Here is a 12566-nt window from a genome sequence, read left to right on the forward strand (position 1 = left end):
CGGGCTTGCACGTGCAGACACACATGACGGTGATCTTCGCGAACTCTCAGACCGCGAAGATCACCACCGTCGACTACAAGCAGCAGTTGATCAATACCCAACACTTTCTGAGCGGCCCGAGAGGCGCCACCCCGGGCGCGAGGGGGGCCGATCCGGGCGGCGACGCGCCCGGTGGACGGCCACACCCGGAAAAGTATGGTCGTTTTGTCTACCTTTCCTCCTTATGGACTCGCTCAGTCATGTGGACGCGCTCGTCCACGCCGCCGAACTCGCCCGCACCGGCTCCGCCTCCGAGCAGCTCTGGCTCCTCGGCGGGGTCGCCCTCAGCCTCGTCGCCGCCGGGATCGTGGCCCTCGCCGCCGCCCGTGGCCGGAATCGCGACCACTGACCTGCGGCGGGGCCGCACGCACGTTTGAGGGCGGGTGGTACGGGCTACGTTCGCCTACATGGTCACCGACGCCGCCCAGATCGACGCTGCCCGGATCCTCGTCGCGTCCAACCGCGGCCCGGTCTCGTACACGCTGACCGAGGACGGCGGACTGGACGCCCGGCGCGGCGGGGGCGGGGTCGTCTCGGGCCTGTCGGCCATCGGCTCCGACGAGCAGTCGCTCTGGGTGTGCGCGGCGCTCGGCGAGGGCGACCGGGAGGCCGTGCGGCGGGGCGTCGGTGAACCGGGTGTCCGGATGCTGGACATCGACCCGGCTGTGCACGCCGACGCGTACAACGGCATCGCCAATTCGGTGCTGTGGTTCCTGCACCACCTGCTGTACCAGACCCCGCTGGAACCGGCCTTCGACCAGGAGTTCCGTCGGCAGTGGGACGCCTACCGGGCCTACAACCGGGCCTTCGCCGACGCGCTGGCGGAGTCGGCGGCCGAGGGCGCGGCCGTGCTGATCCAGGACTACCACCTGGCCCTGGCCCCCGGGATGCTCCGCGAGCGGCGTCCGGACCTGCGCATCGGCCACTTCTCGCACACCCCGTGGGCCCCGCCGGACTACTTCCGCCTCCTCCCCGACGACATCGCGGAGGAGCTGCTGCGCGGGATGCTCGGCGCGGACCGGCTCGGCTTCCTCACCCAGCGCTGGGCGGACGCGTTCACGGCGTGCGCCACGCAGGTCGTGGGCGGCACCGGTTCGACGGTCACCGGGGTGTACGGCCTCGGCGCGGACGCCGGCTTCCTGCGCGAGCGCGCCCACCGGCCGGACGTCGGCGAGCGCCTGGCGGAACTGCGCGAGGCGGTCGGCCCGGACCGGCGCACGATCGTCCGGGTGGACCGGACCGAGCTGTCGAAGAACATCGTCCGGGGGCTGCTGGCGTACCGGACCCTGCTGGCGACCCGTCCGGAGTGGCGGGAGCGGGTGGTGCACATCGCGCTGGCCTATCCGTCCCGGCAGGACCTCGCCGTCTACCGGGAGTACACGGCCGAGGTGTCCCGGCTCGCGGCGGAGATCAACGAGGAGTACGGCACGCCCGGCTGGACCCCGGTCCTGATCCACGTCAAGGACGACTTCGCCCGCTCGCTCGCCGCGTACCGGATGGCCGACGTGGCCCTGGTCAACCCCATCCGGGACGGCATGAACCTGGTCGCCAAGGAGGTCCCGGTCGTCTCGGACGAGGGCTGCGCGCTGGTGCTCTCCCGGGAGGCGGGCGCGTACGCGGAGCTGGGCGACCACGCGATCACGGTCAACCCGTACGACGTGACCGCCACGGCGGACGCCCTGCACCGGGCCCTGGCCATGCCCCCGGCCGAGCGCGCCGAACGCACCAAGCACCTCGCGGCGGCGGCCACCGCCCTCCCCCCGCGCCGCTGGTTCCTGGACCAGCTCGACGCACTGCGGGACTAGGTCGTCCCGGCTCCGCCGAGCTGTGCGGCGAGGCCGGCGAGGAGGGCGGCCACGGCGGCGGGGCCGGCCAGCACCAGGTCCGCGCGGTCGGCGAGGTCCGGGACCTCGTCGCCGCTGCACACCAGGACGCCCGGGGTCCCGTCCGAACGCAGCTTCTCGACCGCCGCGTAGGCCGCGAGGTCGCCCAGGTCGTCGCCCGCGTAGAGGACGGCCCCGGCGCCCGTCTCCTTGACGTACTCGGTCAGCGCCACGCCCTTGTCCATACCGGGCGGGCGCAGTTCGAGGACCATCCGGCCCGGTTCCAGGACGAGTCCGTGCTCCGCGGCGAGCGCGGCCAGCGGCTCGCGCAGGGCGTCGAACGCGGCCTGCGGGTCCTCGGCACGGCGGGTGTGGACGGCGACCGCGCGGCCCTTCTCCTCGATCCAGGTGCCGTGCCAGACGCCGACGCTCTCCAGCAGCCCGGGCAGCTCCGCGCGGACGGCGGCGACCCCGGGGTGCGGGTCGGGCGCGGTGACGGTGCCGGTCACGGCGTCCCAGCGTTCGGCGCCGTAGTGGCCGAGGACGACGAGGTGGTCCAGTCCGGGGACGCCTGCGAAGCCGCCGTAGCGCACGGCGACCCCGGCGGGCCGGCCGGTGACCACGACCACGGAGGCGACGTACGGGGCGAGCGCGGCGAGCGCGGGCACCACGTCGGGGTGGGCGCGGGCCTGTTCCGGGTCGGGGACGATCTCGGCCAGGGTGCCGTCGAAGTCGAGGGCGACCACGGCGGAGGAGGGGTGCCGCAGGACGGCGGCGAGGCCCTCGCGGCCGGCCGGGGTGGCCGGCACGGGGTGCGGGGAGTCCGTCGGGTTCGGGGAGTTCGGGGAGCTGCCCATGGCCCCGACCCTATCGGCGCGTCCTCCGCGCGTCCCTGACTCGGCGGAGCCGGTTGACGGTCACGGGGTCGTGGGCGAGGGCCCGGGGATCGTCGAGGAGCGCGTTGAGCAGTTGGTAGTACCGCACGGGCGACATCCCGAGCCGCTCCCTGATCACCCGCTCCTTCGCCCCGGCCGCCCCCCACGACCGCCGCTCGGTCGCCAGCACGGCTTCCGCGACCGCGCTCAGCCCGCCCTCGGGCTCGCCCCCACTCGGCGCACCCTCGGCGGGGTCAGGGGCGCCGGGCCCGGCACCCTCGCCGTCCCGGGGCTCATCCCCACCAGGCGCGGGCCCACCCGCAACAGGCCCGTCCCCGCCGAGGGCAGGCGCGCCCGGGATCAGGGGCTCAGCGTGGTCGTCGGTCACGGGACCAACGTAACGGCCCCCGCCGACAAGCCGCGCCCCGCGCCCGGGAACGGAGCGCCCGGGCGACGCGGGCTCACTCCGCCGCTTCGGCCTCCGCCGCCTCGCGGTCGATCACGCCCAGCGTGGAGGTCGGGTTGCCGTTCGGCGCCGCCGCGGAGCCGATCTTCTTCTTGATGTTGTCGCTGACCGCGGCCCACGAGGTCTTGCCGACCGGCGGCAGCATCGAGTTCGGCAGCTCCTGGAGGAACTCGCGCAGGTCCTTGTGCTCCGGGTCCTTCTCCATCGCCTCGGACGCGGTGACCGTCGGCGGCAGCAGGTCGTTCTGCCCGGCGAAGGCGAGCACGTTCTCGTCGCTGAAGACGAAGTCCAGGAACTGGCCGATCTCCTTGCGGTGGCCGTTCTCCTTGAAGCCCATGATCCAGTCGGCGACGCCCATCGACGCCTTGGCCTCGCCGTCCCGGCCGGGCAGCGCGACCTTGCCGACGTCGATGCCCTGCTTCTCGGCGGCCTGCATCAGCGACGGGTGGCCGTTGAGCATGCCGACCTCGCCCCGGGTGAACGCGGCGAACGCGTCCTTCCGGTTCAGCTCGCCCGGCGCCACCGGACCCGTCAGCCCCGGCTTGACCAGCTCGTCGCGCAGCCACTCGAAGGTGGAGATGTTGGTCGCGGAGTCGATCGCGTACTTGTCGACCGCGTCCGTGTAGCCCGTGCCGCCGCTGAGCAGCCACATCATGGTCTCGGCCTGGGCCTCCTCCGGCCCGAGCGGGAGGGCGAAGGGGAACTTGGCGTTGGTGTTCGCCTTGATCGCCGCCGCGTCCTCGGCGAGCTCGTCCCAGGTCTTCGGGGTGCCCTTGATGCCGGCCTCGGCGAAGAGCTCCTTGTTGTAGAAGAGCAGCCGGGTCGACGCGGCGAACGGCAGCCCGTACTGGGTGCCCTTGTACTCACCGGCGTCGGTCAGCGGGACGAGGAAGTTGGACTGCACCGGTACGGAGAGGAGCTGGTCCGCCGAGTAGAGCTTGCCGTCGGCCGCGTAGTCGGCGTACGCGCCGATCTGGGCGATGTCGGGGGCGTTGCCGTCCTTGACCATCTCGGCGACCTTGCGGTCCACGTCGTTCCAGGACTCGATCTGGACCTCGACCTTGACGCCCGGGTGGGTGGACTCGAACTTCGCGGTCAGCTCGTCCCAGTAGGTCTTGCTGCTCTGTCCGCCGGCCACGTCGTAGTCGGCGGCGACCAGGTGGAGGGTCACATCGCCGGAGCCGCCTCCGCAGGCGGTCAGCGAGACCGCCATGCCCAGCGCCGCGGCAGCCGCGGTCAGACCTGTGAAGGAACGCTTGAAGGGACGCTGCACGGCTCTCCCCCACCCTTTGCTGCTCAACTGATCGTCGTCGGATCGCCCCAGGCCGACCCCCCGTCGACGTCCTGCGAGTGAACGTAGATTGTCCCATGGGCGGCCATGAGGTCTACACCAGTGCCGGTCTCGCTTTCGCAACACGCCCCACCGGTGTCCCGTCCGCGGCCCGTCCGCGCCGCGCCCGCGTCCCACCCGTGCCCTGCCGGGGCGCGGGCCCGTTTGTATGGCGTGGCAACAATCTCGGCAACTGGACTAGACCTATTCGCCGTCCGCGGGCGAGACTGTCCCCCGTGAGACACGTCATCGCCCTTGATGTGGGCGGCACCGGCATGAAGGCGGCCCTCGTCGGGGCGGACGGCACCCTGCTGCACGAGGCGCGGCGGGCGACCGGGCGCGAGCGCGGCCCCGACGCCGTCGTGGAGTCGATCCTCGGCTTCGCCGCGGATCTGCGCGCCCACGGCCGGGAGCACTTCGGCCGCGCGGCCGAGGCCGCGGGCGTCGCCGTCCCCGGCATCGTCGACGCCGGCCGGGGCATCGCCGTCTACGCGGCCAACCTCGGCTGGCGCGACGTGCCGCTGCGGGCGCTGCTCGGCCAGCGGCTCGGCGGCATCCCGGTCGCCCTCGGGCACGACGTCCGCACCGGCGGGCTCGCCGAGGGCCGGATCGGCGCCGGACAGGGCGCGGACCGCTTCTTCTTCGTCCCCCTCGGCACCGGCATCGCGGGCGCCATCGGCATCGCCGGGACGATCGAGGCGGGCGCGCACGGGTACGCGGGCGAGATCGGGCACATCGTCGTCCGCCCGCTCGGCCCGGAGTGCGGCTGCGGGCAGCGCGGCTGTCTGGAGACCCTGGCCTCCGCGTCCGCCGTCAGCCGCGCCTGGGCCGCCGCCTCCGGCGACCCGGACGCCGACGCGGCGGACTGCGCGAAGGCCGTCGCCGCCGGCGACGAGAAGGCCGCGACGGTCTGGCAGGAGGCGGTCGAGGCGCTGGCCGACGGCCTGGTCACCGCGCTCACCCTGCTGGACCCCCGGACCCTGATCATCGGTGGCGGGCTCGCCGAGGCGGGGGAAGTGTTGTTCACACCGCTGCGGGCGGCGGTCGAGGAGCGCGTGACGTTCCAGAAACTGCCCGCGATCGTCCCGGCGGCCCTCGGGGACACCGCCGGATGCCTGGGCGCAGGGCTGCTCGCCTGGGATCTACTCGCCACGGAGGTAACCGCCTGATGGCCGCTCGCGCCACAGCCACCGTTCTGGCCGGAGCCCGTGTGGTGCTGCCGACCGGCATCGTCGACCGCGGGCGGGTGGTCGTCGACGGCGGCCGGATCGCCGGCGCGGCCGAGGACGACACCCCGGTGACCGACCTCTCCGGGCACTGGATCGTCCCCGGCTTCGTCGATCTCCACAACCACGGCGGCGGCGGGGCCTCCTTCACCTCGGGCACGGCGGAGGAGGTGCTGACGGGCGTCGAGACCCATCGCAGGCACGGCACGACCACCCTGGTCGCCTCCACCGTGACCGGCGAGATGGACTTCCTGGCGCACCGGGCGGGCTTCCTCTCCGAGCTGGTCGAGCAGGGCGATCTGGCGGGCATCCACTTCGAGGGCCCGTTCATCTCGCCGTGCCGCAAGGGCGCCCACAGCGAGGCCCTGCTGCGCGACCCGGACCCGGCGGACGTGCGCAAGCTGCTGGACGCGGCGCGCGGCACGGCGAAGATGGTCACCCTCGCGACCGAGCTGCCCGGCGGGCTGGACTCCGTCCGGCTGCTCGCCGAGCACGGGGTGATCGCCGCCGTCGGGCACACGGACGCCACCTACGAGCAGACCGTCGAGGCGATCGACGCGGGCGCCACCGTCGCCACCCACCTGTTCAACGCGATGCCGCCGCTCGGCCACCGCGCCCCCGGCCCGATCGCGGCCCTGCTGGAGGACGAGCGGGTCACCGTCGAGCTGATCAACGACGGGGTCCATCTGCACCCGGCCGCCCTGGAACTGGCCTTCCACCGCGCGGGCGCGGGCCGGGTCGCGTTCATCACCGACGCGATGGACGCGGCGGGCTTCGGCGACGGGCGCTACCGGCTCGGGCCGCTGGACGTGGAGGTCACGGACGGCGTCGCCCGGCTCGTGGAGGGCGGCTCGATCGCGGGCTCCACGCTCACCCTGGACACCGCCTTCCGGCGAGCGGTCACGGTGGACCGGCTCCCGGTGGAGGACGTGGTCGAGGCGATCGCCGCCAACCCGGCCCGGCTGCTGGGCGCGTACGACCGGATCGGCTCCCTGGAGCCGGGCAAGGACGCGGACCTGGTGGTGCTGGACGCGGACTTCGGGCTCAAGGGCGTGATGCGCAAGGGCGAGTGGGTGGTCGACCCGGTCGCGGGCTGAGCACCGCCGGACGCCCGCCGGGGCCCGGTCCGCGGCTTCGGCCTTGGGCCGGGCCCCGGCGTTTGGCATGATCAGGACCGTACGAGCTCAGCAGGCACGGTCCCGGGTCCCGCTCCCGGCCGGGGCCATGGCGCAAGGGGTGCACGGGTGATCCTGACGGTCACGCTCAACGCCGCCCTGGACATCACCTACGACGTCCCGGCCCTCGTCCCGCACGGTGTGCACCGGGCGACCGGGGTGCGCGAGCGCCCCGGCGGCAAGGGCGTCAACGTCGCCCGGGTGCTCGCCGCGCTCGGCCACGACTGCACGGTGACCGGCTTCGCGGGCGGGCCCACGGGGGCGGTGCTGCGGGAGCTGCTCGCGCCGCTGCCGGTGCGCGAGGCGCTGGTGCCGGTCGCCGGGGCCACCCGCCGCACCCTCGCGGTGGTGGACGCCGCGAGCGGCGACACCACCCAGTTCAACGAGCCCGGCCCGGCCGTCGCACCGGACGAGTGGGCCGCCTTCCTCACCGCGTACGACGGCCTGCTGGCCGGGGCCGGGGCGGTCGCGCTCTGCGGCAGCCTCCCGCCGGGCGTCCATGTCGGCGCCTACGCGGACCTGGTCCGCCGCGCCCGTGCCGCGGGCGTCCCCGTCCTCCTGGACACCAGCGGAGAACCGTTGCGGCGCGGGGTCGCCGCCCGGCCGGACGTGATCAAGCCGAACGCGGAGGAGCTGGCCGGGCTCACCGGCTCCCGCGAGCCGCTGCGCGCGGTGCGGGACGCGCGGCGCCGGGGCGCGCACGCGGTCGTCGGCTCCCTCGGCCCGGACGGGCTGCTCGCCGCGACGGCCGACGGCGTCTGGCGGGCGGCCCCGCCGTCCCCGGTCCGCGGCAACCCGACCGGCGCGGGGGACTCGGCGGTCGCGGGCCTCCTCTCGGCCCTGGCCGAGGGCCTCGACTGGCCGGCCCGCCTGACCCGCGCGACCGCCCTCGCCTCGGCGACGGTCCTCGCCCCGGCGGCGGGCGAGTTCGACGCGGGGGCGTACGAGGAGTTCCTGGGCGGGGTGACGGTGACGGAGGTGGGGGCGGGGGCGGGCTGAGCCCCCGGCCGACCGGGCCGACGAAAGGGCCCGGCCAACCGGGGCCGGAAACGCCGCGACCCCCGCCCGGAGGCAGGGGTCGCGGACAGCGGATCAGAGGCGTCAGCCGCTCTTCCTCTTGTGGCCGGCCTCCAGCCACACCTGGTCGAGGTAGGCCTCGCACTGGTTGCCCGACTCGCAGGAGATCCTGAGGTCGTTCTTGCCCTTCTCCAGCTCGACGAAGGAGTAGGTGTTGGTCCAGCCCTTCTCCCAGTCGCCCTCGGCGGCCTTCGCGAAGTTGGACATGTTGATCTCGCGCGGCTGCTGGCCGTTGATGGTCAGCGAGGTCTTGGCGTCCTTCCCCGGCACGCTGTACGTGAGGTACATCGTGTAGGGGCCGGCCTCGGGGACCTCCACGGACCAGCTCGCCGAGCCGCCCTCGCCGTTGAACATCACATAGGCGCCGCCGGTGCCCTTGGCGCCGGGCACGTCGGTGCCCGTGGCCGCCGGGCCGCCGAGGGTGAGCGTCGCCGCGTCCTGCTTCGGGAGCTCCACCGGAGCCTCGGGCTTCTTCGAGGGCGGCTCGCTCGGCTTGACCGACTCCGCCGCCGTCGGGGAGGTGCCCGCGCCCGGGTCGCCCTTCGCGTTGTCCTTCCCGTCGCCGCCGGTCATCAGCGCCGCGCCGATGCCGATGACGACGACCGCGACCACCGCGATCGCGCCGATCAGGAGCCCGCGGGTGTTGGGGCCGCCGCCTCGGCCGCCGCGGCCGCCCTGGGCCGGGCCGCCGGAGGGCATGGCCGCGGTCTGGCGGTTCGGCGCCCCCGGGTACGTCTCGGGGGCGGCGTACGCGGCGGTCGGCTGGCCGTAGCCCTGCTGACCGTACGGCTGCTGCGGGGGCGGGTAGCCGTAACCGCCGCCCTGCTGCTGCGGGGGGACCTGCTGGGCGTACTGACGGCGCTCGCCGACCGTGCGGACCTGGTTGTACGAGGTCCGGGGGACGCCCGGCTGCGGGGCCGGGCCCGGGTAGCCGTAGCCGCCGCGGCCCTGGCCGGGCGGGGTGGCGCCCGCCTGCTGCCCGTCCTCGTACAGGTAGCCGAACGGGTCGTCGTCCTCGGGCGTGCCTGCGCCGTTGTTCGCGGCCGTCATCCAGTCACTCCTCACCTCTCGTCGACAGATGCCGACGCCAGGCGAGCCTACCCGGTTCCACTCACCCCATTGGGTGTCCTGTGCCTCATCCGCCGGTGCCGCAACTGCCCACCGCTGTGAGGCTCGTCTCAGCCCGCCGCTCAGCCCGCGCGGCGGTGGACCTTGGACCGCGAGCGCTTCTCCACGTACATCCGCTGGTCGGCGGAGGTGAGGACCTCGTCGACCGACATCCCGCAACTCGCCCAGCCGATACCGAAGCTGGCCCCGACCCGGACGCCCCGGCCGCCGACCCGGATCGGCAGGATGATGGCGTTCCGCAGGCGGACGGCGAGATCGGCCGCGTCCGCCGCGCCGAGGCCGTCCGCGAGGACCACGAACTCGTCGCCGCCGAGGCGGGCGACGGTGTCCCCGTCCCGGACGCCGGTGGTGAGCCGGCGGGCGACCTCGACCAGGACCGCGTCCCCCGTCTGGTGCCCGAAGCGGTCGTTGATCGACTTGAATCCGTCCAGGTCGCAGAAGAGGACCGCGAGGCCCTTGGTGCCGTCGTCGTACTCGTCGTCCGGCGCGACCATGTGGACGTGGTGGTCGTACGGGCGGCTGCCGACGGCGTCGAAGCCGAAGCCGTCGTCGTGGTATCCGTCACCGTGGCGGTCGCCGTGACGACCGTCACCGCCGTATCCGTCACCGGCGTACACGGCCTCCTCGTAGGCCGCGTCCAGCGCGTCGACGTCGCTGGGGCGGCCGGCCTCGGGGCGTTCGCAGAGCCGGGCGCTGAGCCGGGCCCTCAGTTCGGCGCTGTTCGGGAGGCCGGTGAGGGCGTCGTGCGAGGCCCGGTGCGCGAGCTGGAGCTCATGGCGCTTGCGGTCCTCTATGTCCTCGACGTGGGTGAGCAGGAAGCGGGGGCCGTCGGCGGTGTCGGCGACCACGGAGTTGCGCAGGGAGACCCAGACATAGCTGCCGTCCCGGCGGCTGAGGCGTATCTCGGCCCGGCCGCCCTCGGCCGAGGTACGCAGCAGGGTGCCGACGTCGTCGGGGTGGACGAGGTCGGCGAAGGCGTAGCGCCGCATCGCGGAGGCGGGGCGGCCCAGCAGGCGGCAGAGCGCGTCGTTGGTGCGCAGCAGGCGGCCGTGCTGATCGCCGCCCATCTCCGCGATGGCCATGCCGCTGGGGGCGTACTCGAAGGCCTGCCGGAAGGATTCCTCGCTGGCGCGCAGGGCCTGCTGCTCGCGCTCCAGCCGGACCAGGGCGCGCTGCATGTTCGCACGCAGACGCGCGTTGCTGATCGCGATACCGGCCTGCGAGGCGTACATCTGGAGGGCTTCCTGACCCCAGGGTCCGGGGCGGCGGCCGTTGCGCGGGCGGTCCACCGAGATCACGCCGAGCAGCTCGCGCCCGCCGCCGGAGGCGTACATCGGCGCGTAGAGCCGGTCCTGCGGGTGCCACTCGTCCTCGAAGCGGGGCTCGGGGCCGTCGGTGTGCCACTGGGGGACGTCGTCCTCCATCAGGACCCAGCCCTCGGTGTGCGGTATGAACCGCAGGTCGCCCCAGCCCTCGCCCATGGAGAGCCGGCGCTCCCAGGAGGCGCGCGAGCCGACCCGGCCGGTGATCAGGGCCTCGGCGGCGGCGCTCCCGGCGAACGCGGCGACGACCAGATCGCCGTCGGGGCGGACGAGGTTGACGCAGGCGAGCTCGTAGCCGAGGCCCGCGACCACGCCGTCGGCGACGGTCTGCAGGGTGTCGGCCAGGCTGCGGGCCGTGTTCAGCTCGGCGACGACCTGGTGAAGCTGCCGCAGGGTCGCAAGACGGACGTAGGGCTCCGACTCGGTCTCCATTGCTCGCTCGCTCTCCCCGAGACTTCGACAGCAAACTCCAGGGTGGTGATCGGCGTACTTCGTTCGGCCTACTCGTCGCGGTATCCCGGCCACTGAATCACAGCGAGCTGCCTAGCCGGTACACAGGGTCAACAAATACTGCGCTCTGTGACTCAAGTCACATCGGCTGATGAAGGGTTGATCGCGTTCCACCCCCGCCGGCCTCGCCTTCTTGAACGCACAACCAGTCTCCCGGCCTTCCCGCTGGGCCTACTCCCGGTAACCGGTGGTCCGCGCGGTGCGCACGCCCACGCGGCCGGATCGCGCCCCGGTTGGGAGGCATTCGGCGAACGTGCGGGGAAATGTACCCGGGTGGCGCCGGAAGTCCTAGGACTTGGCTGGTTCCGAGGTCCGATGCGGGCGGCGGGCGGGCGCGACTAGCGTGCTTGTTGTGTTCCCGACGATCCCCGCTCCCGCCGAAGCCGCGTCCGCCGGCGCCGCCGTCCCCCGCGCCGCAGCCGTCCCCCATGCTGAAGGGGTGAGCAACGAAGAGTTCCGCGCCGCGATGTCCCGCCTGGCGGCGGGCGTGGTGCTGGTCACCGCGTTCGACGAGGACCACGGCCCGCGCGGTGAGGACGTGGGGATGACCGCGACCGCGTTCCTGTCGGTCTCGCTCGACCCGCCGCTGGTGATGGTGAGCCTGCGCAACGGCTCCCGGATGGACGACCTGCTCGCGGAACAGCCGCTGTGGGGCGTCTCGGTGCTCGCCGAGCACCAGCGGCAGATCGCCGGCCGGTTCGCGATGAAGGGCCGGGTCAGCGACCGGCTGCTCTTCGAGGACCTGGAGTGGCGGCGGGGCGAGGTGTGCGGGGCTCCGCTGATCGGGGGCGCGCTCGCGGTGCTGGAGTGCCGCACCGAGCAGCGGGTCGAGGCGGGGGACCACACCCTGGTGATCGGGCGGGTGCTGGCGGCGGACGTCGACGCCGGGGAGGGCGGGGGCCCGCTGACGTACTTCAAGGGGCGGTACCGGCAGTTGAGGTGAGGCGGGGGCGGGGGGCCGCGCGGCCGGGTCCGGTGTGACGGGCCCGTGGCGGGCCGGTCCGGGTCACCAGTCGCGGCCCGAGCGGCCCCGCTTGGTCTCGGCGCGCTGCTTCTTCTCGCGCAGGCGCCGCTCGTTGATGCCCCGGGGGATCTTCGTCGGGCGGCGCGGCCTCGGCGGCGGGGCCGACGCCTCCGCCAGCAGCGAGGCGAGCCGCACCGCCGCCGTCTCGCGGTTGCGCCACTGAGAGCGGTGCTCCGAAGCGCGAACACTGATCACACCGTCCACCAGGCGGCCCGCCAGCCGCTCCAGCGCGCGTTCCTTCCAGACCGGTGGCAGCGCCCGGGTGCCCGCGAGGTCGAAGCGCAGCTCGACCTGCGAGTCACTGGTGTTGACGTGCTGGCCGCCCGGCCCCGAGGAGCGCGAGAAACGCCACTGGAGCTCGGCCTCCGGCAGGGAGACCGAACCGCGGATGATGTAGGGCCCGGACATGACACCCATGGTCCCCCGTCCGGGACACGGCCGTCACGCGCATTTCCCGGCCGGCCGCCCCGGGCCGCGCCGGGTCGCTCCCGGACCGCCGCCGGCCGCCCGCCGAGAAGGCGCGCGGATCGTGGAACCTGGCGGTCCCCTGTCCGCGTTATGACGGATGACG

Annotated in this window: 12 protein-coding genes; 6 read left to right on the plus strand and 6 right to left on the minus strand. The window is 74.0% G+C overall.

Annotated elements, in window-relative coordinates; all coding sequences use genetic code 11:
* The first annotated feature begins 223 nt into the window (after nt 1-223).
* Together ABZ457_RS09880 and ABZ457_RS09885 are read left to right on the plus strand one after the other, a co-directional pair.
* Nucleotides 224-388, plus strand: coding sequence for an LPXTG cell wall anchor domain-containing protein (locus ABZ457_RS09880; protein ID WP_359155865.1), 165 nt, complete (start codon nt 224-226; stop codon nt 386-388).
* A gap of 58 nt (nt 389-446) precedes the next feature.
* Complete coding sequence (locus ABZ457_RS09885) at nt 447-1844, plus strand: trehalose-6-phosphate synthase (protein ID WP_359155867.1); 1398 nt, start codon at nt 447-449, stop codon at nt 1842-1844.
* On the opposite strand, the gene otsB is transcribed toward ABZ457_RS09885, so the two are convergent.
* The 3 genes from otsB to ABZ457_RS09900 all read right to left on the minus strand — a co-directional run bounded on the left by otsB (nt 1841) and on the right by ABZ457_RS09900 (nt 4416).
* Nucleotides 1841-2719 (minus strand): trehalose-phosphatase, encoded by an 879-nt coding sequence (gene otsB / locus ABZ457_RS09890; protein ID WP_359155869.1) that lies wholly within the window; start codon nt 2717-2719, stop codon nt 1841-1843. The genes ABZ457_RS09885 and otsB overlap by 4 nt on opposite strands.
* Nucleotides 2720-2729: 10 nt before the next feature.
* A complete protein-coding gene (locus ABZ457_RS09895; RefSeq protein WP_359156099.1) occupies nt 2730-2948 on the minus strand; it encodes a DUF3263 domain-containing protein in 219 nt (72 codons plus the stop codon).
* Nucleotides 2949-3198: 250 nt separating this feature from the next.
* The gene (locus ABZ457_RS09900) at nt 3199-4416 is read right to left on the minus strand and encodes an extracellular solute-binding protein (protein ID WP_359156101.1); all 1218 of its coding nucleotides are present in this window, start codon (nt 4414-4416) and stop codon (nt 3199-3201) included.
* 353 nt (nt 4417-4769) lie between these two features.
* On the opposite strand from ABZ457_RS09900, the gene ABZ457_RS09905 reads away from it, so the two are divergent.
* The 3 genes from ABZ457_RS09905 (at nt 4770) to ABZ457_RS09915 (ending at nt 7933) form a co-directional block, all read left to right on the plus strand.
* On the plus strand, nt 4770-5702 hold the full coding sequence (locus tag ABZ457_RS09905) for an ROK family protein (RefSeq protein WP_359155871.1): 933 nt from the start codon (nt 4770-4772) through the stop codon (nt 5700-5702).
* Complete coding sequence (gene nagA, locus ABZ457_RS09910) at nt 5702-6856, plus strand: N-acetylglucosamine-6-phosphate deacetylase (protein WP_359155873.1); 1155 nt, start codon at nt 5702-5704, stop codon at nt 6854-6856. The genes ABZ457_RS09905 and nagA overlap by 1 nt, the downstream gene beginning before the upstream one ends.
* Nucleotides 6857-7003: 147 nt before the next feature.
* The gene (locus ABZ457_RS09915) at nt 7004-7933 is read left to right on the plus strand and encodes a 1-phosphofructokinase family hexose kinase (RefSeq protein WP_359155875.1); all 930 of its coding nucleotides are present in this window, start codon (nt 7004-7006) and stop codon (nt 7931-7933) included.
* Nucleotides 7934-8035: 102 nt separating this feature from the next.
* Here the strand turns inward: ABZ457_RS09915 and ABZ457_RS09920 are convergent, their stop codons facing one another.
* Both ABZ457_RS09920 and cdgB read right to left on the minus strand, forming a co-directional pair.
* Nucleotides 8036-9061 carry a carbohydrate-binding protein gene (locus ABZ457_RS09920; protein WP_359155877.1) on the minus strand — a complete coding sequence of 342 codons (1026 nt, stop codon included), beginning with the start codon at nt 9059-9061 and terminating at the stop codon, nt 8036-8038.
* 140 nt (nt 9062-9201) lie between these two features.
* Nucleotides 9202-10893, minus strand: a complete 1692-nt coding sequence (gene cdgB / locus ABZ457_RS09925; RefSeq protein ID WP_359155879.1) for a diguanylate cyclase CdgB — start codon at nt 10891-10893, stop codon at nt 9202-9204.
* Between the two features lie 517 nt (nt 10894-11410).
* On the opposite strand from cdgB, the gene ABZ457_RS09930 reads away from it, so the two are divergent.
* Nucleotides 11411-11914, plus strand: coding sequence for a flavin reductase family protein (locus tag ABZ457_RS09930; protein ID WP_359155881.1), 504 nt, complete (start codon nt 11411-11413; stop codon nt 11912-11914).
* A gap of 63 nt (nt 11915-11977) precedes the next feature.
* On the opposite strand, the gene arfB is transcribed toward ABZ457_RS09930, so the two are convergent.
* Nucleotides 11978-12412 carry an alternative ribosome rescue aminoacyl-tRNA hydrolase ArfB gene (gene arfB / locus ABZ457_RS09935; protein WP_359155883.1) on the minus strand — a complete coding sequence of 145 codons (435 nt, stop codon included), beginning with the start codon at nt 12410-12412 and terminating at the stop codon, nt 11978-11980.
* Nucleotides 12413-12566 lie beyond the last annotated feature (154 nt).

This window comes from Streptomyces sp. NPDC005805, assembly GCF_040630445.1.
Taxonomy (GTDB): Bacteria; Actinomycetota; Actinomycetes; order Streptomycetales; family Streptomycetaceae; genus Streptomyces.

Coding starts and splice junctions, on each gene's coding strand:
- ABZ457_RS09880 (WP_359155865.1), top strand. CDS start 224: ATGGACTCGCTCAGTCATGTGGACGCGCTCGTCCACGCCGCCGAACTC.
- ABZ457_RS09885 (WP_359155867.1), top strand. CDS start 447: ATGGTCACCGACGCCGCCCAGATCGACGCTGCCCGGATCCTCGTCGCG.
- otsB (WP_359155869.1), bottom strand. CDS start 2,719: ATGGGCAGCTCCCCGAACTCCCCGAACCCGACGGACTCCCCGCACCCC.
- ABZ457_RS09900 (WP_359156101.1), bottom strand. CDS start 4,416: ATGGCGGTCTCGCTGACCGCCTGCGGAGGCGGCTCCGGCGATGTGACC.
- nagA (WP_359155873.1), top strand. CDS start 5,702: ATGGCCGCTCGCGCCACAGCCACCGTTCTGGCCGGAGCCCGTGTGGTG.
- ABZ457_RS09920 (WP_359155877.1), bottom strand. CDS start 9,061: ATGACGGCCGCGAACAACGGCGCAGGCACGCCCGAGGACGACGACCCG.
- cdgB (WP_359155879.1), bottom strand. CDS start 10,893: ATGGAGACCGAGTCGGAGCCCTACGTCCGTCTTGCGACCCTGCGGCAG.
- arfB (WP_359155883.1), bottom strand. CDS start 12,412: ATGGGTGTCATGTCCGGGCCCTACATCATCCGCGGTTCGGTCTCCCTG.